This is a genomic window from Paenibacillus sp. NPDC101420 (genome assembly GCF_050277435.1).
Lineage (GTDB): Bacteria > Bacillota > Bacilli > Paenibacillales > Paenibacillaceae > Paenibacillus_AQ.
In genome coordinates this window covers 22,707-46,969 of record NZ_JBNNSE010000010.1, presented here as the reverse complement: position 1 = coordinate 46,969, position 24,263 = coordinate 22,707, and the positions used below count along the sequence as shown (strand labels likewise).

At 47.5% G+C, this 24,263-nt stretch carries 17 protein-coding genes; all 17 read left to right on the top strand.

Annotated features, from left to right (window positions below; all coding sequences use genetic code 11):
- Nucleotides 1-151 precede the first annotated feature (151 nt).
- Nucleotides 152-946, top strand: coding sequence for a MerR family transcriptional regulator (locus ACQKMP_RS27815; RefSeq protein WP_339266602.1), 795 nt, complete (start codon nt 152-154; stop codon nt 944-946).
- 504 nt (nt 947-1,450) lie between these two features.
- Nucleotides 1,451-4,963, top strand: a complete 3,513-nt coding sequence (addB, locus tag ACQKMP_RS27810; RefSeq protein ID WP_427472139.1) for a helicase-exonuclease AddAB subunit AddB — start codon at nt 1,451-1,453, stop codon at nt 4,961-4,963.
- 2 nt (nt 4,964-4,965) lie between these two features.
- On the top strand, nt 4,966-9,084 hold the full coding sequence (gene addA, locus ACQKMP_RS27805) for a helicase-exonuclease AddAB subunit AddA (protein WP_427472218.1): 4,119 nt from the start codon (nt 4,966-4,968) through the stop codon (nt 9,082-9,084).
- A gap of 41 nt (nt 9,085-9,125) precedes the next feature.
- On the top strand, nt 9,126-10,307 hold the full coding sequence (locus tag ACQKMP_RS27800) for an exonuclease SbcCD subunit D (RefSeq protein ID WP_076299667.1): 1,182 nt from the start codon (nt 9,126-9,128) through the stop codon (nt 10,305-10,307).
- A 1-nt stretch (nt 10,308) separates the two neighbouring features.
- Nucleotides 10,309-13,722, top strand: a complete 3,414-nt coding sequence (locus ACQKMP_RS27795) for an AAA family ATPase (protein WP_427472137.1) — start codon at nt 10,309-10,311, stop codon at nt 13,720-13,722.
- Nucleotides 13,723-14,088: 366 nt separating this feature from the next.
- Nucleotides 14,089-14,448, top strand: coding sequence for a histidine triad nucleotide-binding protein (locus ACQKMP_RS27790; protein ID WP_042130338.1), 360 nt, complete (start codon nt 14,089-14,091; stop codon nt 14,446-14,448).
- 139 nt (nt 14,449-14,587) lie between these two features.
- Nucleotides 14,588-14,761, top strand: a complete 174-nt coding sequence (rpsU, locus tag ACQKMP_RS27785; RefSeq protein WP_036657994.1) for a 30S ribosomal protein S21 — start codon at nt 14,588-14,590, stop codon at nt 14,759-14,761.
- Between the two features lie 15 nt (nt 14,762-14,776).
- Nucleotides 14,777-15,220, top strand: coding sequence for a GatB/YqeY domain-containing protein (locus ACQKMP_RS27780; protein ID WP_042190953.1), 444 nt, complete (start codon nt 14,777-14,779; stop codon nt 15,218-15,220).
- Between the two features lie 139 nt (nt 15,221-15,359).
- Nucleotides 15,360-16,724 carry an NfeD family protein gene (locus ACQKMP_RS27775; RefSeq protein ID WP_042194375.1) on the top strand — a complete coding sequence of 455 codons (1,365 nt, stop codon included), beginning with the start codon at nt 15,360-15,362 and terminating at the stop codon, nt 16,722-16,724.
- 63 nt (nt 16,725-16,787) lie between these two features.
- Nucleotides 16,788-17,789 carry a flotillin-like protein FloA gene (floA, locus tag ACQKMP_RS27770; protein ID WP_042190951.1) on the top strand — a complete coding sequence of 334 codons (1,002 nt, stop codon included), beginning with the start codon at nt 16,788-16,790 and terminating at the stop codon, nt 17,787-17,789.
- Nucleotides 17,790-17,807: 18 nt separating this feature from the next.
- Nucleotides 17,808-18,359, top strand: a complete 552-nt coding sequence (locus ACQKMP_RS27765; protein ID WP_076284785.1) for a hypothetical protein — start codon at nt 17,808-17,810, stop codon at nt 18,357-18,359.
- A gap of 169 nt (nt 18,360-18,528) precedes the next feature.
- The gene (gene yqfC / locus ACQKMP_RS27760; protein ID WP_060621997.1) at nt 18,529-18,822 is read left to right on the top strand and encodes a sporulation protein YqfC; all 294 of its coding nucleotides are present in this window, start codon (nt 18,529-18,531) and stop codon (nt 18,820-18,822) included.
- Nucleotides 18,819-20,000 carry a sporulation protein YqfD gene (gene yqfD, locus ACQKMP_RS27755; protein WP_042190946.1) on the top strand — a complete coding sequence of 394 codons (1,182 nt, stop codon included), beginning with the start codon at nt 18,819-18,821 and terminating at the stop codon, nt 19,998-20,000. Before yqfC ends, yqfD begins: the two co-directional genes overlap by 4 nt.
- Before the next feature lie 15 nt (nt 20,001-20,015).
- A complete protein-coding gene (locus tag ACQKMP_RS27750) occupies nt 20,016-20,987 on the top strand; it encodes a PhoH family protein (RefSeq protein ID WP_042190944.1) in 972 nt (323 codons plus the stop codon).
- Between the two features lie 14 nt (nt 20,988-21,001).
- Entirely contained in the window at nt 21,002-23,257 is a 2,256-nt protein-coding gene (locus tag ACQKMP_RS27745) for an HD family phosphohydrolase (RefSeq protein WP_339243181.1), read from the top strand.
- On the top strand, nt 23,254-23,751 hold the full coding sequence (gene ybeY / locus ACQKMP_RS27740) for an rRNA maturation RNase YbeY (RefSeq protein ID WP_379424553.1): 498 nt from the start codon (nt 23,254-23,256) through the stop codon (nt 23,749-23,751). The genes ACQKMP_RS27745 and ybeY overlap by 4 nt, the downstream gene beginning before the upstream one ends.
- Nucleotides 23,751-24,146 (top strand): diacylglycerol kinase family protein, encoded by a 396-nt coding sequence (locus ACQKMP_RS27735; RefSeq protein WP_339243177.1) that lies wholly within the window; start codon nt 23,751-23,753, stop codon nt 24,144-24,146. The genes ybeY and ACQKMP_RS27735 overlap by 1 nt, the downstream gene beginning before the upstream one ends.
- Nucleotides 24,147-24,263: the final 117 nt, after the last annotated feature.

Genomic DNA, 24,263 nt, shown 5'->3' with positions numbered 1-24,263 from the left:
ACAAAGGATAATCCTTTGATACATGATTTAGTTCTTCATATTTTCCTTCCTCTCTGGTAATAAATTCATTTTGTATTTCGTTGCGTTTATCAGTCGCATATGTTTTAATCATCATAAACTTTTGTGTTACAAAAAGGTCAAGAGGGTAGATATGAACAACTATTTTACAATTAAGCAAGCAGCAGAGATCGTAGAGATGACCACTGAGACCTTGCGGCACTATGATCGTATTGGATTAGTCAAGCCATGCCATAAAGATGAAATGTCGGGATATCGATATTATTCCGAGCAGGAGCTCGTAAAGCTGCAAACCATTGAACTGCTCAAAGCAATGGATCTTACTTTAATGGATATTAAAGATATTTTGCAGCAGAATGATCTCTCTAAAGTAATTGCATTTCTAAAACAAGCAGAAAAAAGAGCAGACGATAAAATTGCTCGACTGCAGTATGCAAAATCGAAAATTAAACGTGCCTATCTACATTATGAAAATAAGTTCCACGACGGCTATAGTCAAAGTGAAAATTACTTTGTCAGACACATAGAGGAAAGGGTAATTATGCTTTCGAATAAAATGGAAAGCCCCACACTTAAGAATTTATGGGACTATCACAGACATTTCTATCAACAAATTGAAACGTCTCTGCATTCACAATTTCTGTTTGAAGATATGGCAGGAATGTTCACGACTGAAGGAATAACACGATTATTTGCTGTTTGCTTGAAATATCCATCTTTAGAGGGGCTGACTGTGCTACCAGAAGGGGACTATCTGTGTGCAATTTGTACCGAAGAGAATAAGAATGCTGTATTACAAAATTTACTTGAAAGGGCAAAGACGGAATACGATGTGTGTCCAGATTTTGTTCTTCATAACATTATTGTGACTGGAATATTGCAGTGGGATTATCAGATACAACTGTTCATTAAGAAACACTCATGTTAGATTAAATACAAAGGAAAAGGTTTAGGAAAAGAAAAATGTTGATTGAAAGTCGCTAATTTAGCGGCTTTTTTTTGATTAAGGAATCATGTTTCTTGCCCCTGACTTAGGACAAGAACGTTATACTTCATCGATTAGATAAATATTTAACTATAGTTCAATGTTATCTATTAAGCTAACTGGCAGATTAACGCTATAAGTGAACCCGAATCTCGAACCCTAACTCAACGCTCCAAACAGAAAGCATCGAACGTTGCGCACCAGGTATTAACAAACTAGAAATACTAAACAGCAAGTCACCAAAATACGTTAGTTGCTGTTTACTTCGTAGCTTTTTTATTGTAAATCATTAGAAAATACTAGCAAACGCATGTTCTGATTTGTGCAGCTATGTTATACTGAGGGGACGAGGAACGACTGAACTTTTTCATTTGAACATTATCAAACGGTGAGTATTTCACCTTGTTTCATATACATTTTCTCCGCTACGGAAGGAGTCTATCATTTATGACGGTAACCTTTTTACTAGGCCGCTCTGGTAGTGGCAAGACAACAAAAATATGGGAGTCTATTTCTTCTTCATTAGAGAAGGAGCCTCTTGGCGCGCCGATCATTATTCTTGTACCGGAACAAGGTTCCTTTGGAGCAGAACGGGGGCTTTTGACCGTAGGGAATGTGAAGGGAAGCATTCGGGCGCAGACACTGAGCTTTTCTCGGCTTGCCTATCGAGTGAAACAGGAAACTGGAGGCAGCGCTAGTCTGCCGATCAGTGAAGAAGGTAAAAAGATGTTGATTTACAAAATCATAAGTCGCCGTAAAGAGGAACTGAAATTGTTCGGTGCCTCTGCCGACAGACCGGGTTTTGTGGAACGGTTGAATCAACTGCATACGGAGATGAAGCGTTGCTGCTTGGCTTCCTCTGATTTAGAGGAGCAGTTATCCGCAATGCGAGGCGCTATTGCAAGAAGTCCTATTCTTGAAGGCAAGCTGGATGATTTACAGCTGGTATTCAGCGATTTAGAGAAGGAAATGTCACGCCTCTATATCGACGAAGAGGATCGTTTAGCGGAACTAGCTGAGCATATTCCTGATTCCTCTTACATTCGCGGGGCGGAGATTTGGGTAGATGGGTTCCACGGCTTTACCCCGCAGGAATTCGAAGTGCTTCGAGAATTGATGCAGCAAGCATCGAAGCTGACCGTGTCCCTTACACTTGATCGTTCGTATCCCTATGGAGATCAGTTGAATGAGCTTGAATTGTTTCACCCAACTGCGGTTACTTACATTAAACTGCGTGGAATAGCTGAAGAGCTAGGCATTGATGTGTGGGACGAGCTTCTGAAGCCAGCGGTTCTTCCGCGTTTTGAAGAAAGTCCTGTTCTTGCTCATCTCGAAAGGGGATATGACCGCCGAAAGGTCTGGATGGGTGCAGATGAACTGGCAAATGAAGCGATATCTATAGGCGCAGCAGTTTCTCATAGAGCAGAGGTTGAGGGAGCACTGCGTGAAATGATCAGACTGGCGCGAGATGAAGGTGCAAAATATGGTGAAATGGCCGTATTGATGCGTAATATTGGAGATTACGAGCAACTGATTAAACCTTTGTTCCAAGATTACGGAGTACCTTTTTTTCTGGACCAGAAGGTAAATGAGCTGCACCATCCATTGGTAGAGTTTGTACGCTCCGCATTGGATGTGGTGCGTCGACGCTGGCGCTTCGAGGATGTATTCCGCTGTGTAAAGACAGAGCTTTTGCTACCGCTGGACGGTAGTATTACGCGTGAGGATATGGACGCCTTAGAGAATTATGTGCTGGCTTGTGGGATTCAAGGGTATCGCTGGACGGATGGCCGTTCATGGAAAGGGATTCCTAGCTTGTCGCTGGAAGGCGGCAGACAGATGGATGAAGAACTGCTTGCTACAATGGAGCGATGCCGTGCTAGTATAACGGGTCCTCTATTTGCTTTTGAGAAACGGATACAGAAGAGTAGAAGCGGCCTTGAACTATGTACCGCAGTGTACAAGCTGCTTGATGAGACGGATGTTGCCCGAAAGCTGGAGAAACTTAGTGTCGGTGCTATGGAGAAGGGGCAACCCGAGAAGGCTAGAGAACATAGTCAGCTGTGGGGTGCAGTGCTTGATCTTCTAGATCAGATCGTCGAGATGATGGGCAACGAGAGACTTGGATTTGATGTGTTCACCGGAGTCCTAGAGACAGGACTTGCTGAGCTTAAGATGGGACTTGTTCCTCCCGCGCTCGATCAAGTACTGGTTGGTAACATGGATCGGACTCGACCAACGGGAGTTAAATACGCTTTTTTGCTTGGATTTAATGAAGGTGTTGTGCCTGCGCAGTTTAAGGAGGATGGAATTCTCTCGGAAGGCGAACGCTCTGTACTTGAGAACGCCGGTATGGAGCTTGCTCCTGGTGCTTCTCGTAAACTGCTGGACGAGCGGTTTTTGATCTATAATGCGCTAACGACAGGAAGTCGAAAGCTCTGGATTAGCTACGCCACTGCTGATGATGAGGGTAAGGCGCTCCTTCCCTCTGAGGTAATCCGTCATTTGCATAGAATGTTCCAAAGGGTTCATGAGCACAGCTTGGCAGCACTTCCCCCTGCAGGACTACCAGAAGAAGTCAGAGATTCCATTCACCTCGGTTACATTGGTCATCCAGAACAGAGTCTTCGTGCATTGATTATGCAGCTACGCCAGTGGCGCCAGGGGACGGAGATACCTGAATTATGGTGGGATGTGTATAACTGGTTCGCTGCTGATGATATTCGTAGTCTCGAATTGAAACGTCTGCTCAGTTCATTGTTCTACCGTAACGTGGGAACGAAGCTAAAACGTGGAACAAGCCTTAGATTGTACGGTGGATCGACACTGCGAGGCAGTGTGTCCCGGATGGAGAAGTTTGTTGCTTGCTCCTTCTCCCATTTTGCATCTTACGGACTTAGACTGAAGGAACGCCAGCTATATAAGCTGCAAGCACCTGATATTGGACAACTGTTCCATGCTGCGTTAAGTGACATGGCGGTAAGACTGAAAGAAGAGGGCCGCGGCTGGGGAAGCTTGTCTCCTGAAGAATGTCGGCGTGAGGCAAGTGAGACGGTAGAACGTTTATCGCCGATGCTGCAGGGTGAAATTCTGATGAGCTCTAAACGTTACGGATACATCTCACGCAAGCTAAAAAATATTGTTGGACGTGCTTCTGTAATTCTGGGCGAGCATGCCCGCCGAGGCAGCTTTGAGCCGGTAGGGCTGGAGCTGGATTTTGGACCGGATAAGGAGTTGCCTCCTTTAAGAATTACGCTGCCGAATGGCTGTGTGATGGAGGTTGTTGGACGGATTGACCGTGTAGACATGGCCCGTGGAGAGAATGGAATTCTTCTGCGAGTGATTGATTATAAATCGAGTCAAAAAGACCTCAAGCTGCACGAGGTGTATTATGGATTATCGCTACAGATGCTGACCTATCTGGATGTGTTGCTTACGTACTCGGAGCAATGGCTCGGGCAACCGGCGCTTCCAGCAGGGACACTGTATTTCCACGTACATGACCCACTGTTAACCTCATCTAACGGGATGAACAAGGAACAGGCAGAACAAGAATTGCTGAAACGCTTCAAGATGAAAGGACTGCTTACAGCAGACCGCGAGGTAGTATCCCTGATGGATACGACTTTAGACAAAGGGTATTCTTCTATCGTGCCTGTAGCAGTAAAAGCTGATGGCAGTTTTTATAGTAGTGCCTCTGTAGCTACACCAGAGCAGTGGGGACACTTATTATCATCCGTTCGGGGAACGATCTCGGATATCGGGACACGCATTACGGAAGGTGATGTGGCGATTGAGCCATACCGGATTGGGCAAGAGACAGCCTGCACATTCTGTTCCTTTAGACCCGTCTGCCAGTTCGATGAAGCCGTGGAAGGCAATGGCTACAACAATCTGGGTAAGCCAGGGAAGGACGTTATTTGGGATCTGCTGTCCCGCAAAGGAGGAACTACACCGTGAGTATGAAGTCTGAAATAGAAGCGAAACCGGAAGGAAGCATATGGAGTGATGACCAGTGGCGCGCCATCGCTGAGAGCGGTGATGATATCCTCGTTGCCGCGGCGGCAGGTTCCGGTAAGACAGCGGTACTTGTAGAACGGATTATTCGCAAAATCAGCAAGGAAGAGAATGGCTTTAGCGTAGATAGATTGCTAGTAGCTACGTTTACCAAAGCTGCTGCTGCCGAGATGCGCCAGCGGATTAGGGAAGCACTAGATCGGGAGCTTGAGGAGAATGGAGAGAATGACCATTTACGCCGTCAGCTGTCGTTGCTCGGGAAAGCCTCGATTACAACACTACACTCCTTCTGTCTGGAAGTGATCCGGCGTTATTATCAGATTATTCCTATAGATCCTGGTTTCCGTATCCTGAACGAACATGAAGCAGAGATGATGCGGCAGGAGCTGCTTCAAGAGCTGCTGGAGGAAAAATACGGTGAAGTAGGTGAAGATGGCGCGGATAGTGTATTTGTACAGCTTGCTGACTGGTTCAGTGGTGAACGCAGCGATGATGCGGTACATGCGCTAATACAGCGACTGCATGATTATGCCCGCAGCCATCCTTGGCCAGAGCAGTGGCTTCGTGATACCGCAGCTGATTTCTCATTACCAGACACAGATAGCTTAGGTCGAACTCCTTGGGTGCTAAGTATTCTTGAAGAAGCGAAGCTGACCCTTGCGGGTGCAGCCAGTCAGCTTATCCAAGGCCGGGAGATCGCGCTACAGCCGGGTGGCCCGGCGCCTTATGCCGAGAATTTGACGACTGACCTTGAGATGGTAAATGCATTGCAGGAGGCTGTGAATGAACGGCCATGGGCAGAATTATATGATATTTTCATGGAAGTATACTTTGGAAAATTGAAAGCTTGTAAGAAGGATTCGACAGATCCTGGACTGCAGGAAATGGTTAAAGAACTGCGCGATAGTGTGAAGAAGAGTATTTTAGATCTTCAGAAGGCATTGTTTGGCCGTCCTGCAGATGTTTTTTTGAGAGAACTGAACGAAGCGGCTCCTCTTATGGCAGAGCTTGCTGAGACGGTGATAGCGTTCGGTGAACGTTATCGAATCGAAAAAGCAGGACGGGGTCTCGTCGACTTTAGTGATTTGGAGCATTATTGTCTGCAAATTTTGCGCCATCATGATTCTCTACCAGGCCATTCCCTGCCTTCTGATGCAGCGATGGAGTACCGTGCCCAATTCGATGAGGTTCTGTTAGATGAATATCAGGATACGAATAGTGTGCAAGAAGAGATTGTGCGGCTTATCTCCCGCGAAACACCTGGTAACCGATTTATGGTCGGAGATATGAAGCAAAGTATTTATCGGTTCCGTCTGGCAGAGCCGGGGCTGTTCCTGGATAAATACCGTAGCTTTGGCTCTAAGAATGCCGGAGGTGGCAGTAATACAGTTGGCGAATCCGAGTTAAGCGAGTTATCTGAGAAGCCTAATGAATCGTCCGGCGGTTCGGTTATCGATCTAGCCCGTAATTTCCGTAGTCGTATGGAGGTTGTAAATGCCGTAAATATGATTTTTCGGCAGATTATGAACGAGACAGTGGCGGAGATTAATTATGACGAACGCGCTGAGCTTGTGTATGGAGCGAATTTCCCGGGTGCAGCAGAGAAGGGGCCAGATACTTTTTTTGCACCAGAGCTATTATTGATCGATCGCGGAGCGGCAGCAGGTAAAGTAGAAGAGACTGAGGACGGTGAGACTCCACTTCAGGAAAGCGAAGCTATTGAAAGTGAGACTGCGCAACTGGAAGCACGGGCGATTGCTCGCCGCATTTCACAGATGACTGGCCTGAATGGCGGATCTCCGCTGCTGATTTATGATAAAGGGCTTAAGATTATGCGCCCAGTGATTTATGGTGATATCGTGATTTTGCTTCGTTCGGCGAGAATATGGACCCCTTTAATTATTGAAGAGCTTCGGATGGAGGGAATCCCTGCTTACGGAGATCTGAATAAAGGCTATTTTGAAGCTACAGAAGTAGAAATTGCACTCTCACTCTTAAAAATAGTCGATAATCCTCAGCAGGATATTCCACTCGCTGGTGTGCTTCGTTCACCTGTTGTTGGTTTAACTGAAGAGGAACTGGCTAAAGTTCGGATGTACAGCCATGGTTCTTTCTATCGTGCTGTACAAATGGCAGCGAACATGCAAGATGCAAACGAAGCTGAGGAAGAATACGATCTTTTCTCGGCTCATGTGATAGAAACAGCAAGTGCAGCGGAAGAGAAAGTTACCTCAGATAATAATGATGAAATCATTAATGAGGTGGAATCTGGAAGTGGAGCTTTACCGCAAATCAGCCTAAAGCTGAAGCAAAAGCTTAAGAATTTTCTAGAACGGCTTGAAAGCTGGAGAGATGCAGCTAGACAAGGCAGTCTCAGTGAGCTGATCTGGCGTATTTATGGTGAGAGCGGCTATCTGGAATGGGTTGGAGGCTTGCCTGGAGGCTCACAGCGACAGAACAATCTTAAAGCTCTGTATGATCGGGCTGTTCAATTTGAGAATGATACTGCGGCGCGTGGGTTGTTCCGTTTTCTGGTGTTCATTTCACGGCTTCGTGAGAATGGCGGAGATCTTGGTGTAGCTGGTGGTGGCGGCGAAGAGGGCAATGGGGTCAGAATTATGACTATCCATAAATCCAAAGGCTTAGAGTTTCCTGTTGTTTTTATAGCGGGTATGGCCAAGCAGTTTAATCGGCAGGATTTGCATTCTCCTTTCCTGATGCACAAGGAGCTTGGCTTTGGGCCACGTTTTGTGGAGCGGGAAACACGGGTCAGCTACCCTACGCTTCCTTATTTGGCTATTAATCGTCGTACACGACTTGAATTATTGGCTGAGGAAATGCGGGTATTATATGTAGCTTTAACTCGTCCGAGAGATAAGATGATTCTAGTCGGTACCGTAAGAGATTTACCACGGAAAATTGCTAGCTGGAGCAGTGTGCAGAATCGGGATGAGCTACTGCTTGCTGATCATTTACTAGCCCGGGGTCGCAGCTATCTGGACTGGGTTGGACCGGCATTGATCCGGCATCCGGCGGCGGCTATTCTTCGGAAGCTAGGCGGCTCTGAAGGCACAGTCTCGACAGTGCTGCACAGCGATGTCTCGAACTGGAGCATCAGTGTGCAGAATGCTTCCGAACTGAATTCCGGGGCGTTCCTTCCTTCGGATGACTCAGAGGACAAAGCAGAAGAACGTCAATCTGTACTCAAGGCGCTGCAAAAAGGTGAATCTGTAAGTGTCTATGGATCAGTGAATAGCGATGAAATTGCTAGAAGACTAGAATGGCCCTATCCGTTTGCGGCTGCCTCTGGTATTCCGGCCAAAACCTCTGTTACAGAGTTGAAATCTTTGTTGTCGATGCAGGACCAGCCTTCTTATGATCTTCTAGAGGAAGGTGGCTATCCTGTCACCTCAACAGAAAACAATAAACGTACAGATGTGGCAGGAGCAGACAGTCTGCATTTGCGGCGTCCGAAATTTATGGAAAAGCGCAGTCTAACCCCAGCGGAGCGCGGGACAGCCTACCATACGGTTATGCAGCATATTCCGCTGGAGGGTTCTGTTGATCCTAAAGTTGTGGAAGAAACATTAGCCCGTTTGCAGAGATTAGCTATTCTAACTGCTGAGCAGGTGGAGGCGGTATCCCCCGATCAGATAGAGACTTTTTATACGAATGAGCTTGGTCGTAGATTAATAGATTCTTCTTGGAAGCTTAGAGAAATGCCGTTCAGTTATATGCTTCCCGCAGGCGAGGCTTATGGAGGGCTCGATTATATGAATAAAGCCGTCACAGAGCTAAGCCATGGAAATAATAATGAAGGCTTTAGTGAAGGAGTGCTGATCCAAGGGGTCATTGACTGCCTGTTCCGCGAAGAGGACCGGATTATTCTGTTAGACTATAAGACGGACTCTGTTTTAGAACATCAGGGTGGGTTAGTAGCGCTTAAGGAAAAATATCGTTTTCAGCTAGAGTTATACAGCAAGGCATTACATGATATTTTGGGAGAACCGATCAGCGAGATTTGGCTGTACTTTTTTGACGGCGGACATGCTGTGAAATTATAAATCTATTCATTACCGCGTAGGAGCGGGGAAAGAGGACGAAGATGCGGATATTGCATACGGGAGATTGGCACCTCGGCCGAACGCTGGAAGGAAGAAGCCGGCAGAAGGAGCAAGAGCAGTTCATAGATGAACTGGTGGAGATCGCCGATTTTCATAAAGTGGATTTGATAATGATGGCGGGAGATGTGTACGATTCCGTTAATCCACCAGCGGCTTCAGAACAACTATTCTATGAGGCTGCCGCAAGGCTGACTGCAGGGGGCAGGCCCCTTGTTGTGATTGCCGGAAACCATGATCAACCGGAGCGCGTATCTTCAGTTTCACCGCTTGTATTAAGGCAGGGGATTACATTAGTGGGGCTTCCTACCTCAGAGCCAGTGACTGTTCATGCTGCACGCACGGGTGAGATCGCCAAAATCGCAGCTCTTCCTTATCCCTCCGAGGCGCGTCTCGGTGAACTGCTTGCAGGAGATAGCGGAGAAGAGGAGCTTCGACTGGCTTATAGCGCACGGGTAGGCAAGCTCATGCAGCTGTTGGGACGGGAATTCACGCCGCAGACTGTAAATTTGGCGATGAGCCATATTTATGTGCTTGGTGGTGTGGAAAGTGATTCGGAACGTCCAATTCAAGTGGGCGGAGCGTATACCGTTGATCCTTCTGCTTTGGCTTGTGGAGCGCAATATACTGCACTAGGTCATCTTCATCGCGCACAACGTGTCAAAGGGGAAGGAATGATCCGTTACAGCGGATCTCCGCTGGCATACAGTTTTTCTGAAGCAGGACAGGCTAAATCGGTGACGCTGATTGATGTTGCGCCGGGTGGTGAGCCAACCTTTGAAGAAATCTATCTTCGCTGTGGGCGTCCGCTTGTAAGATGGAGCTCCACAGGTGGATTGCAGGAGGTATATAACTGGCTGGATGAAGGTAGAGATGCTTCTGCTTTTATAGATTTGGAGATTCGGCTTAGTGAAGCCATGTCGATGAATGATATTCAGCGCCTGCGCAAATCACGCGAGGGGATCATTCATATTCGTCCAATCTACCCGCAAATGGAGATGGAGCTCGAACAAACTGCCCGTTCACGAATGCCGGTGCAAGAATTGTTCCGTAAATTCTATCAGCGTCAGACAGGTGGAGCAGAACCGGAGGATAGCTTGATAGAGCTGTTCTTACAGCTAACCGAAGAAGAACGGCGTCAGCCGGAGGAAGGAGAGGAGAACTAAGGTGAAGCCTATTCTATTAAAAGTAGCAGGTTTACAGAGTTATAGAGAAATGCAAGAAATAGATTTTGAAAGTCTGTGTGAGACGGGTCTGTTTGGGATTTTTGGACCTACGGGCAGCGGCAAGTCTAGCTTGCTGGATGCTATTACTTTGGCAATGTACGGGAAAGTGGAACGTGCCGTTAACGGAACACAGGGGATTATGAATCACTCTGAGGATACACTTAGCGTGGCGTTTACCTTTGAGCTCACTTCTTCCGCGGGGGCACATCGTTATCGTGTTGAAAGGAAGTTCAAGCGGACTGGTGAACAAACTGTCAGCAACACGATTAGCCGTTTCATTGAAATCACACCTGACGGTGATAATGTTATGGCGGATAAGCTCGCAGATGTTACGCGCTGCGTGGAAGAGCATATTGGTCTTAAAATGGATGACTTCACGCGAGCGGTTGTATTGCCGCAGGGGAAATTTGCCGAATTCTTATCGCTTCGTGGCGTAGATCGCCGGCAAATGCTGCAGCGCCTGTTCCACCTGGAACAGTATGGCGATCAGCTTGCGATCAAGCTTAGCCGCCGGGTGAAGGAGAATGAGGCTGCGCTCCGCGCGCTTATCGCTGAGCAGCAGGGTCTTGGCAGCGCAGGCAAAGGAGATGTAGAGGCAGCAGCTGAGCGCCTCGAGCAGGCCACCCTTTATGCTGCGGAATGCCGCCGCAAGCTGGAAGCGGCGCTGCAGGTCTCGGAGCGTTTCGCGCGTATACGCGAGCTCCAAGAGGAACGGACCCGCCGCGAGTTGCAGCGGCAGGGGCTGCTCGCCAAGGAGGAGGAGATTCTCCTCCTTGAACAGAAGCTCGGCCAAGCTGACGAGGCCGAGGCAAGGCTTCCCGCGCTGAAAGCATGGCGCAGCGCGGAAGAAGCCTTTAAGAGCCGACTGGCCCGCGCGGAGGGCCAAGAGGTGCTGGCCGCCGCCGCCGAGCAGGAGGCGGCGCGTGCCGCTGCCGTCGCGGCTGCTGCGCAGGCCGCGCTTGCGGCGGAAGAGCCGGCCCTCCGGGAGGGGGCCGGCACCTACCGCCGCGCGCTCGAGCTCGAGTCCGAGCTCGGCGGCCTGCGGCGCGAACTCGCGGCTCTGCGCGAGCGCCGCGAAGAGGCCTCCCGCAAGCTAGCGGAGCTGCGGGAGGGCATGGCCCGGGAGCGTGAGCTTTTGGCCAAGGGCCAAAAGCGCCAGCAAGAGCTGCAGCAGAGCTTGCAGCCGCTCGGTGTCCGCTCCCAGGAGCGGCAGTCTCTGCAAGAAGCGATGCAGAGACTGCAAGGGCTGCACTCCGCCGAATCCCAGTGGGATTCGGCGGAGAAGGAGCGCCGCGAGCGTGACGCTGCACTCGCGGCTGCGCAGGCGCGACTCGCGGAGGCCGAGGGCCGTCGCGAGCTGCAGGAAGCTGCTCGCGGGCAACTGATCCGCGAGGCGGCGCTACATCAAGAGAAGCTGCTGGCGACAGAAGAAGCTGCGCGTACTGCAGCGGACCGCCTGGAGCAACATGTCAGCACTTTGGAAACGGCTATGAAGGATCAAGAGCTTCACAGATTGTCGTTAGCACTAGCTAAGGAGCTGGAAGAAGGACAACCCTGCCCTGTATGCGGCAGCGAGCATCATCCTGCACCTGCATTATTGCAGGATAGCTTAGAGCAACAAGAACTGGAAATGAAGCTTCAGCAAGTTCGAACATTGTCTAGACGGGCTTTGGAAGCTCGTCATCTGTTCCGTGGTCTTCACGAACAGGATCAAGTATGGCTGGAGCAGGTATTTGGAAATGAAGTCATCGAAGCGGCAAACCACCCTGCAGCTGCAGGTTCAGAAGTAAGTAGTGCAGTTACTTCCACCAATTTAATCATTCCAGATGAAAAAGCCTTGGCAGAACTTGAAGCTGCACATTTGGGATTAAAAGGACAGTCAGGTGAAGTACGCCGAACTGCGGTAGAGTGGCAGCAATCGATGCAGGAGGTTCAGCAGCTGTGCCTCAAAGAAGCGGCAGCTGTCGCAGGTGAACGGAGCTGGGTAGAAGGAATTGCTGCCAAAGCTGAGGAACTCAGCGCCCAGCTAACGGCTCTACGGCAGAACTGGACACAGCAGTTCCCGGATATGGCACCTGGAGAAGTGGAACAAGCTTACCGTGATCTGTTAGCTAAGGATGCACAAGCTGAAGAAATTAGATCTCGACTTGATATCAGTGTCAAGTTTCTGGAGGAGAAAAGTGCTTCAGTGCAGAACCTTCAAGAAACCATAACGGGGCTGGATAAAGAGCTGGCTCAGTGGATCACACAGATCGAAGGCAAGGAAGAATTGCAGCGTGAAAAAGAACAGCGTCTACTGGAGTGGACGAATGGTCGTGCTGCTGCTCCTCTTCTAGCGGAATGTGAAGGACGTCTGCAGGAATTGTTAACTGCTATGGAGACAAGCAAGCAGTCACATCTCGCAGCGGCGGAGAAGGCTCAGCATGAGGTTAAGGAAGCAGCGATTACTCGCCAGGCTGCGGAATCTGCGCGTGAACATTACGTAGCAGCTACCAGTCATTGGGAACAAAGCTTGGCTTCTTCACCGTTTAGTTCAGCCACCGAGGTTGAAGGAGCAGCGCTCACATCCGAAGCAAGGGAAATGGCTTATTCCCGAGTACGTGCTCATCGTGCCGAAGAAGCTGAGGTCTCGTTGCAACTGCGTAATATTGAAGAGAAGCTTGACGGAGCCAGCTTAAGTGAAGAAGAATGGCAAGAAAGTCAGGGGATCTTAAGACAAAGCAAGGCTGAGGATGAAGTATCTCTTCAGGCAAGAGCACGTGCAGAGCGTGATCTGGAGGACCTGCGGCATCGACATATTCGCTGGATGGAGCTTGAAGCTAAGCGGATTGAGCACGCATCTATGCAAGATCAACTCTCCAAACTACAGACGGTCTTACGTGGGAACGCCTTTGTTGAGTACATTGCTGAGGAACAATTGATGCAGGTGTGTCAGTCCGCTTCCCAGCGGCTTCGATTCCTGAGTAAACAGCGTTATGCATTGGAGGTTGATTCGGGTGGCGGCTTTGTGATCCGTGATGACGGGAACGGCGGGGTGAGAAGACCTGTCTCAACCCTGTCTGGCGGAGAGACCTTCCTAACATCCCTTTCGCTGGCACTTGCTCTTTCAGCTCAGATCCAGCTGCGTGGGCAATATCCGTTGCAATTTTTCTTCCTGGATGAAGGGTTTGGTACTCTCGACCCAGAGCTGCTGGATACAGTGATTACTTCACTTGAAAGGTTGCATAATGACCAGCTGTCTGTCGGTATTATCAGCCACGTTCCAGAGCTTCGTGCAAGGTTGCCGCGCAAGCTGGTGGTAGTTCCTGCTGAACAAGGTGGAGGGGGATCTCGTATCCTTTTGGAAAAAATGTGAAGCATTCTAAACTGTGTGATCGATATCACAGATACAGCATCAACGCGCTGTTATAATACAGCTAAGCCGACATTACTTTAGAAACACCTCGGCGGACGTATGACCGGGAATGTACTCCTTTTCATACGTCCGCCGCCGAATCAGCTTTATAAGCTGTGAAGGGTGTTTCTCTTTTTTTTGCCTTTTTAGGCCCTACGGGTGTATATATAGCTCAACTTCATTTGTAAACGGATTTCATTCTGTAATAGATACAGTTTTAGAGTGTGGATGTTGAATCTTCTAGCGTCTTTCGTAATTGGTGATTATCCTGTATGATTATCTTATGATGAAGTGAAATTTCACCAATTTTTAGGAGGCAAGCACTCTATGGAGACCGTGTTTAGCAAAATTATTGAGGGTACTATTCCTTCCAAAAAAGTATTTGAGAACGAACGTATTCTTGCATTCTACGACATCGAGCCGGCTGCACCGGTACATGTGTTGATCATTCCAAAGAAGTTCATTGCTTCCATGAATGATGTCACACCTGAGGATCTTCCGCTAATTGCAGAAATTCACAGTGTAGCGCAACAGATCGCTATCGACCTTGGGATTGCCGAATCTGGTTATCGTTTGATCAATAATTGTGGTCCAGATAGTGGACAAGCTGTGCCTCATCTTCATTATCACTTGCTTGGTGGGGCCAAGCTGGGAGCTCTCACAGGAAACTCAGCTTCTCACGCATAGTACAATCATTAAATGTTGAAGAACTTGCCAGAAAAAAAGAATAACACGAAGGTTGACACCCTATTTCCGTTTGACCTATAATGGAATTTGATAAACCGTGTTATGCTCTTGGACGGTATGGTCGGAGGGAGGGGAAACTGTGTCTGAAACGAAAGTTCGCAAAAACGAGACAATTGATGCTGCACTTCGTCGCTTTAAACGTTCCATCGCAAAAGATGGTGTCTTGGCTGAGGTGAAGAAACGCAAACATTACGAAAAGCCAAGCGTTAAGAAAAAGCTGAAGTCTGAGGCTGCTCGTAAGAGAAAGTTTTAGGAGGATTACCCACGCATGAATCTTAGCGAGAGATTGAACGAAGATATGAAGCAAGCGATGAAGAGTAAGGACAAGTTCACGCTCTCCACGATTCGAATGGTTCGTTCTACAATAAAGTATCTTGAAATAGATTTGAAGAGAACATTGGACGACAACGAAGTGCTTGATATCCTTAGTCGTGAAATCAAACAGCGCAAAGATGCCCTCCAAGAATTTGAATCAGCGGGTCGCGACGAGCTTGCCGCGAGTACGAAGGCAGAAATCGAGATTATTATTAAGTATCTTCCCGAGCAACTTTCCGAAGAAGAAATTAAAGCAATTGTACAGCAGACCATCCAGGAAACCGGTGCTTCTTCGAAAAGCGAAATGGGTAAGGTCATGAGCGCACTGATGCCTAAGGTCAAAGGTCGCGCCGATGGTAAACTCGTGAACCAAGCGGTTCAGCAATTTCTGCAATAATATAGCGCCAGCACCCCTTGTAAAAGGGGTGCTTTTCTTTGTTTTGAAACGTAATTACGCTTACAACGTAATAAAGTTTATGTGTCCCGGGTCAAGTTGAAGAAAGGAGGTAAAAACATTGAAAAGATTACGGAAAATTATGTTAGCCAGCATTCCAGTTGTTTTACTGCTATTGCTCTTAACGCCGTTTATCCCGAATGTCAGCGCTGATGTAACGGTACCAAAAGCACCAAAGGCTGCGAATGGTGAGATGAAGAAAGGCCCTGTGTTTATTATTCCGGTTGATCAGAAAATTGAAAGAGGTCTGCAAAGTTTTTTGGAAAGAGGCTTTGCCGAAGCTGCTAATTATGGAGCGGTTCTAATTGTACTGGAGGTGGATACACCGGGTGGACTGGTGAGTTCAGCAGAACAGATTGGGACGATGGTAAGAGATAGTGACATACCTACGGCTGCTTTTATTAAAGGTGATGCCGCTTCCGCAGGCAGTTACATAGCACTTAACGCAGGTGCAATCATCATGAAGCCGGGCAGCATGATCGGTTCTGCATCTCTAGTAGATAGTAGCGGCCAGAAAGTAGATGACGCGAAGATGGTCTCCTACTGGAAATCAAAAATGATTGGAGCCGCTGCTCTAAATGAGCGTGATCCTGATATTGCTGCGGGAATGGTCGATAGTAATTTGGTTGTGGATAAGCCAGATCTTGGCGTATCTAAAGCGCAGGGTGAAATTATTGCCTTGTCTAGTGACGAAGCTTTAAAAGCTGGTTATGCTGATCAAATTACAACCACTCCAGAAGAGGCGATTACTTGGTTAGGTTATACTACAGATGACATTTTTCGTGTGGAGCATACGGGTGCCGAGAAAATGTCGCAATTTCTGACGAATCCGATTATTATGACGATTTTGCTATTCATCGGGATCACAGGCATTGTGATTGAGTTGATCGTTCCAGGCTTCGGTGCACCTGGGATTATTGGGACATTAGCCTTTGTTTTATATTTTTTCGGAAATTCTGTAGCAGGGTTTGCCGGATCAGAGACTTGGCTTTTGTTCATAATCGGACTTGTCATGCTTGTGCTGGAGCTATTCGTGCCGAGCTTTGGGATATTGGGGATACTTGGTTCCGTGAGCCTTGTGGCAGGTGTCGTACGCGCAGCATACAGCTTCACACATGCATTGTTTAGTCTCGGTATCGCATTCGCGGCTGCAACAGTAGTCATTGTGATTGTGGCTGTCGCATTTAAAGAACGTGGAATTTGGAATAGGTTTATTTTAAAGGATACGCTCTCTAAAGATCAGGGATTTGTACCTGTTGAAGAGAAGTTAAGCTTAGTTGGAGCTATAGGAAACAGTGTTACTCCACTTCGTCCATCCGGAACGGCTATGATTGGCGGCGAGCGAGTAGATGTCGTTACTGAAGGCAGCTTTATTAGCGTTAATGCACCGATCTCTGTTGTAAAAGTTGAGGGCGGACGGATTGTAGTGAAGGAAATTAAGGAATAAGGTAAAAGATAAAAGGTATGGCGAATAGTAGCTCCACAATAATTTACTGGAGGTTGTAAAGTTATGGAAGCATCTTTAATTACTTTTTTGTTGATTGCGGTAGTCGTAGTCATTTTGTTGAGTGTCTTTTTAAGCTTCTTCCCGGTCATGCTCTGGATTTCTGCATTGGCGTCAGGGGTTAGGATTAGTATTATTACCCTAGTAGCGATGAGACTGCGTCGTGTAACGCCAAGTCGAATCGTTAATCCAATGATTAAAGCGACTAAGGCAGGTCTTGGACTGAATATTAATCAACTGGAGAGCCACTATCTCGCAGGTGGTAACGTAGACCGGGTGGTTAATGCGCTTATTGCAGCACAACGTGCAGATATTCCTTTGGAATTTACACGCGCAGCGGCTATTGATCTTGCAGGACGCGATGTGCTTCAGGCGGTACAAATGAGCGTTAACCCTCGTGTAATTGAAACACCAGTTGTTGCGGCTGTCGCTAAAAACGGGATTGAAGTTAAGGTAAAAGCACGTGTAACTGTACGTGCTAATATCGACCGTCTCGTGGGTGGTGCGGGTGAAGAAACAATCATTGCCCGTGTTGGTGAAGGGATTGTAACGACAGTAGGTTCAAGTGATTCACATAAAGATGTCTTGGAAAACCCGGATTTGATTTCTCGGACGGTATTGTCGAAAGGTCTGGATTCAGGTACTGCTTTTGAGATACTCTCTATTGATATTGCGGATATCGATGTAGGCAAGAACATCGGTGCGTATCTTCAAACCGAACAAGCAGAAGCGGATAAACGTATTGCACAAGCTAAGGCAGAAGAACGCAGAGCAATGGCTGTCGCTCATGAGCAAGAGATGAAAGCGCGTGTAGTTGAGATGAAGGCGCTTGTTGTGGAAGCTGAATCTCAGGTGCCTATGGCGATGGCTGAGGCACTCAGAAATGGTCAAATCGGTGTGATGGACTACATGAACATCAAAAATATCGAGGCGGATACCCAAATGCGCGGTTCCCTCGGCAAAATGAATGATCAGGACGACAATAACCGTCCTAACAATAATAAATAAAAGGGGATGTGAATCTCCATGAGCTGGATCTATATTGTTGCGGTTATTATCTTCGCGATTGTATCCAATGTGAACAAAGCTACGAAGAACAAACCCAAAGGTACTACACGCGGAGGGATGCCGACCTTCGGTGGAGGAGACGGGAATCCTCTCCACCGTAATAAGGATGTAGACGGGAACAGAGATCAGCCAGAACAGTCTGGTAGCGGGTTTCCTGCTCCTGTTACTACATCCTCCCGTGAGTATGACGCATCACCAGCCTTTCCAGAGCCTGCGTACATCCCGACACCAGATTATTCTACTGGAGAAGGTATGTCTTTGGAGCATGCTGATGACGGAGTTGAGTTACGCACACAAAGAATGCAGGAAGAGGTGCGGCGTCTTCAATCTGCTTTTGATGGAATAGCGGGAGCAGATCCTAGATCGAAGAAGACGAAGAGTTCATCCCCTGATACAGATGTTCAGTCAAATAGAACAGGGAATAGGGATGAGCTGCGTAATGGTGTGGTTTGGGCGGAGATTCTAGGACCTCCGCGTGCTCGCCAGCCGCATTCCTCCCGAAGATCGTAATTTTCGGTCAAGTAACAATTAAGCCTTAGCTTTCTTATCTTAACGATAGGAAAGCTGAGGCTTTTTTATGTTTTTTATACCTGAAAGGTGCTCCTTTATGAGTTCTTCTCATAAACAAAAGCGTTGCCGCATAAGGTGTACAGAAGGCAGGAAGGGGGAGCGTCTACTTATGACCCGTATTGGCCGCAGGCTGCGGGGATGGACAAACGGGGTGTTGGATTTACCACAGGACTTACTACAGGAAATGCCCCGGATCACCCTGATCGGCAATAAGGAACTGTATATCGAGAATCATCGCGGCGTGCTGCATTTTTCCTCAGGCCAGCTTAAGCTCGCGTTAGCTAAAGGATCGCTTGAAATCACAGGCGAGGATCTTGTCATTCGCAATATTCTTGGTCAGGAGCTGGCGGTAGAAGGCATTATCGGAGAGATCAGATATAAAGAAAGCGAGGGGAAATCATGAAGGAACCACCTCTTTCATCACTGCGGGGATTCGTTACACTGCATGTGACGGGGCCTCAGGTGGAGAGATTCATTAATGTCATTTCTGAAGCAGGTATAGTGATTTGGGATGTGAGGCCCGCTGAGGGCGGCGCTTCCCTTAAGCTGCTTCTGAATGATTTTTATGTCCTCCGTCCGATTTTAAAGAAGACAGGCTGTCGGATGCACGTTACAGGAAGAAGCGGACTGCCTTTTTTGATGGCGCGGCTTTGGAAACGTAAATTTTTTGGCATGGGAATATTGATATTCGGGATTATGCTCTTTATGTTATCTACGATGGTATGGAGCATTAGAGTCGAGGGGAATGAAAAAATTGCCTCCGAGGATATATTGGCAGCTGCTCGCCAGGAGGGGGTGTATCCTTTTCAATGGATATGGCGTCTGGATGAGCCGGACAAGCTCTCTAAGGGGCTCCTGGCCCAATTACCCGGCGTTTCATGGATAGGGGTGCAGCGGACGGGGACGAGCATTAAAATTCAGGTGGTAGAATCTAAACAGCCGGATATCAAACCTCTGCTTAGTCAGCGGCATTTGATTAGCAGAACAGATGCGGTGGTAACTGAAATATATGCGGAGCAGGGCAGACCGGTTGTAGCGCGTAACTCACGGGTTAAAAAAGGGGATATCCTGATCTCGGGTGCTTTAGGCGACGAAGAGAATGTACAGTACGTGGTGGCTAAAGGTGAGGTTAAGGGTTTAGTGTGGCATGAATACAATATAGAGGTGCCTCTTACAACAACAAATAGCTCATATACAGGGGAGCGTAAGGACCGAACCTATCTGGTGCTTGGTAAATGGGCTATCCAGCTATGGGGTTATGGCGATTCTCCTTTTGAGAAATCACGAACACTTACTGAGCATGATCCGCTGTCCTGGCGGTCCATTAAGCTGCCGCTGGGCCTAATGACTGAGAAAGAAATGGAGATTAGTGAAACAAGTGAGACATTAACTCCAGAGGCTGGATTTGAAAAGGGAATAGAGCGAGCGAAGAATGATATTTTGGCACGTTATGGCGTTGATAGCGTCATCAAAAGTCAAAAAGTTTTGCATGAGAAGAAAGAGAATGGTAAAGTTTATATGAAAGTGATCTTTGAAGTAGAAGAAAAAATTTCCGAAGAACTGCCAATAGTAAACAATTGAGGAGAATGAGGCTACTTGTCAGAACAGACTGCAAGCATTCGTATTACTTTGCAAAATGCGGGAGAAGCGCAATCGCTGTTCGGCCCGCAAGATGGATTCCTAAAAATCATCGAGAGTGAAATTCCTGCTATTATTGATTCCCGTGAAGCAGAGTTAACGATACGTGGTGCGGAGCGGGAAGTAGACATGCTGGGACAATTGTTTAATGTGTTGCTGTCCCTCATTCGGAGCGGTTACATACTTACTGAACGTGATGTGCAGTACGCTGTGGAGCTGGCGAAAGACTTTCGAGTCGATCAATTGCTCGATTTGTTCAAGGGAGAAATTACAACAACTTTTCGTGGAAAGCCTATCCGTGTCAAAACGATTGGCCAGAAGCATTATGTGACAACGATCAAGAAGCGTGATATTGTATTCGGAATCGGTCCTGCAGGAACGGGTAAGACCTACTTGGCGGTAGTGCTTGCAGTTACGGCACTTAAAGAAGGTTCTGTTAAGCGTATCATTCTTACGCGCCCAGCAGTAGAAGCAGGAGAGAGTCTAGGGTTCCTCCCAGGGGATTTGCAAGAAAAGGTAGATCCATACCTCCGTCCGTTATATGATGCCTTATACGACGTTATGGGGCCCGATCAGGTGGCTAAGGCACTTGAACGGGGGTTGATTGAAATTGCTCCGCTCGCTTATATGCGTGGTCGTACGCTGGATGATTCATTTATTATTTTGGATGAAGCCCAGAATACAACGCCTGAGCAAATGAAAATGTTTTTGACTCGACTCGGCTTCGGGTCCAAAATGGTGATTACGGGTGACGTTACCCAGATTGACCTGCCTCGCGGCAAGAAATCCGGTTTGATTGAGGCTAAAGCGATTTTATCCGGCATAGAAGAACTCGGTTTTGTTTATTTTGCGGAGCAGGATGTAGTACGGCATTCCCTGGTGCAGAAAATTATCGTTGCCTATGACCGCTCTGCCGAAAACCTCCAATAAAGGGGATTGTCTTCATGGCTTCAAAGCAACCATCTAAATTAAGCGGATTTGTATATACGAACAACGGATGGAAGTATAGCGCGGCGACACGCTATGCTCTTTTCCTGTTACTCGGACTTGTGTTCTACTTCAGTCTGTCGCCCGATCTACTGCCTAAGCGGTACGATATTAAAGAGAATACGCTCAGCGCGAAGGAGATAACAGCGCCCAAGCAAATTTTGGACAAGAAGGCAACACTAAAGGCAGCGGAAGAAGCAGCCGAAGGTGTATCTCCTAAGTATAAAATTATCCCGATGCGGGCCGATAATCTTGTGACATCACTGCTGGACCGGATTGATCGCCTGAATCAGGATGACCTGATTTCGCAAAGTGATAAAACTGAAATTTATCGTGATGAAATCCCGCAGAGAGCCAGTGATTTTATTTTGAATTTCATAGCCTCAAATCGGGGCGGAGGCACTTATTCCGATCATCTTTTGGAAGAAATGCAATCTGTCATAAAAGAGCAGACCTATGTCATTCCAGATGAAACTTACATTAAGATTCCGCGACTGACCTCTCAGGACATTATCGAAATGAAGCCTGTCGCTCGTGATATTGTGACTAGGCTGATGAACGATCAAATCACGGACGCCCAGACTGCGCGCGCCAAAGTGGCGGAGCAGGTCAGTATCAGCTCTCTGAGTCAGCGTACGGCGCGTGAGGTTGTGCAAGAGTTAGTCCGGCTCGTTATTACAAGCAATAAGTTCTATGACGAAGATGCAACGAAGGAAGCGAAGGTACAGGCTCGTGAGAACACACCTGATGTGTTTATTGAACAAGGGGACGTTCTTGTCGCTAAAGGGCAAAAAATCACCCCTGAGCTGTACGCCCTTTTGGATGAGAATGGCTTGCTAAGCAATGAGGTCAACTATTGGCCTCAAGTTGGATTGTTATTACTTGCTACCATGCTATCTGCAGGTCTGATGGTGTTTATCCGTTACTCTGGCGGAACTGCGGGCTTCAAGTATAATAATTCCCAGTTATTAATGCTGGTGCTTGTGTTTGTTATTACGATCATCTCCATGCGATTGACCGCAATTTTGCAGACGGATGTCCATTCCTATCTCGGGTATCTGGCACCGGTAGCTATCGGCGCTATGCTGATCACGATGCTTCTGGATATGACATTAGCGTATTTCTGTTCAATTCTGATCAGTATACTCGCCAGTATCATTTTGAATGTTCAGCAGAATTCGGTGTTTGATTTTACCTTTGGCTTCTTTTCAATTGTTGTTTGTTATGTAGCTATTTTTGCCACTCATCGTGCAGGCCAGCGTTCCACATTATTAAAAGGCGGGATTATGGTATCCCTTTTTGGCTGTGTGACCGTCTTTATGCTGACCCTCTTAGCTGGTGGTGAGTGGAAAGATGTAAGCACGCTATATGCTGTTGGTTTTGCTTTTGCGAGTGGGCTTTTGACTGCAGTGCTTGTGATTGGTCTGATGCCTTTCTTTGAAGCTACCTTTGGCATTCTATCTGCCCTGAAGCTGGTAGAGTTGTCTAATCCGAACCATCCCTTATTGCGCAAGCTTCTTACGGAAACACCAGGAACCTACCACCATAGCGTAATGGTAGGTAACCTGTCAGAAGCGGCCGCAGAAGCGATTGGAGCAGATGGCTTATTGTGCCGGGTAGGATCGTATTATCATGATATTGGTAAAACAAAACGTCCGTTTTATTTTATTGAAAATCAGAATAATATGGAAAACCCACATGACTCTATTGAACCGAAGCTTAGTAAATCTATCATTGTAGCTCACGCCCGCGATGGGGTGGAAATGCAACGAGAATATAAGCTGCCCAAACCGATTCGTGATATAGCTGAGCAGCATCATGGGACGACGTTCCTGCATTATTTTTACCATAAAGCCCTGAAGCTAGCGGAAGAAAAAGGTGTAGAGCCTGATTTTACCGAGGAAGATTTCCGTTATCCTGGCCCTAAAGCCCAGTCGAAGGAATCGGCTGTTGTAGGAATTGCCGACAGTGTTGAAGCTGCGGTGCGATCCTTGCGCAAACCAACCGTCCTTCAGGTGGAAACGATGATTGAGAAGATTATTAAAAGTCGACTGGATGATCATCAGTTTGATGAATGTGATTTAACGATTAAAGAATTGGACATTATTGCACGGACGCTGAAAGAAACGGTCATGGGGATTTTCCATTCACGGATCGAATACCCAGAAGATGTGCGTAAGCCGAAAAAAGAGGAAGGGGCAGCTAACCCATGAGTTTGGAGATCGTTTGGGATAACGAGCAGGAAGAATACGAGATAAAGGACGATCTCATTACGCTGCTGGAGAATATTTTGCAAAAAGCAGGTGAAGCGGAAGGGATCGATCGGGGCGAGGTAGCTCTTACTTTTGTCGATAATGTTCGTATACATGAGTTGAATTTAGAATATCGGGGAATTGACCGTCCGACGGACGTACTTTCTTTTGCGATGAATGAAAGCGGAGAGGACGAGCTGGACATTATATACGAAGTAGAAGAAGGCAAAGCGCTGGAAGATGTTCCGGATGTACTGGGAGATATCATCATTTCCGTAACTCGTGCTCAGGAGCAAGCGCAGGAATATGGTCATTCGCTGGAGCGTGAGCTTGGTTTCCTCTTTGTGCACGGATTTCTGCATTTGTTAGGATATGATCATCAGGATGAAGCTTCAGAGGCTGAAATGATGTCTAAGCAAGAGGAAGTACTAGCTCAGGTTGGGTTGACTCGCTAATGGTGAAGAACACGGCGGTAGGACATAAGAAGTTCTGGCACTCTTTTCGGTTTGCATCGCAAGGCATCGTGTCGGCATTCAAATCCGAGCTTAACATGAAGGTGCATTGCTGTTTGGCTGTGGTTGTACTTGTTGCCGCTGCCGTGTTCAGACTTCCGCTGGTCAGTTGGATGTTGCTGCTCTTCTCCATCACGCTTGTCTTAACCGCCGAGTTGCTCAATACAGCAATTGAAGCGACGGTAGACCTGATCTCGCCGGAGATTCACCCACTGGCTAAGAGGGCAAAAGATACCGCCGCAGGAGCTGTGCTTCTTACGGCGGTGTTTGCTGTCTTAGTCGGGGTCTATGTTTTTTACCACCCGGTGATGGACTGGATTACCGGACTTATGTCATAATCAGGTTACAATTCAATTCAGGGGAGAGGCGGACCCGCGTTTTGCGATTCCGCCTCTTTGGTTACTGGATGTTTAGGATGCGAGTTTTGTACGAAGAAAATTCAATGAAGTAATGCT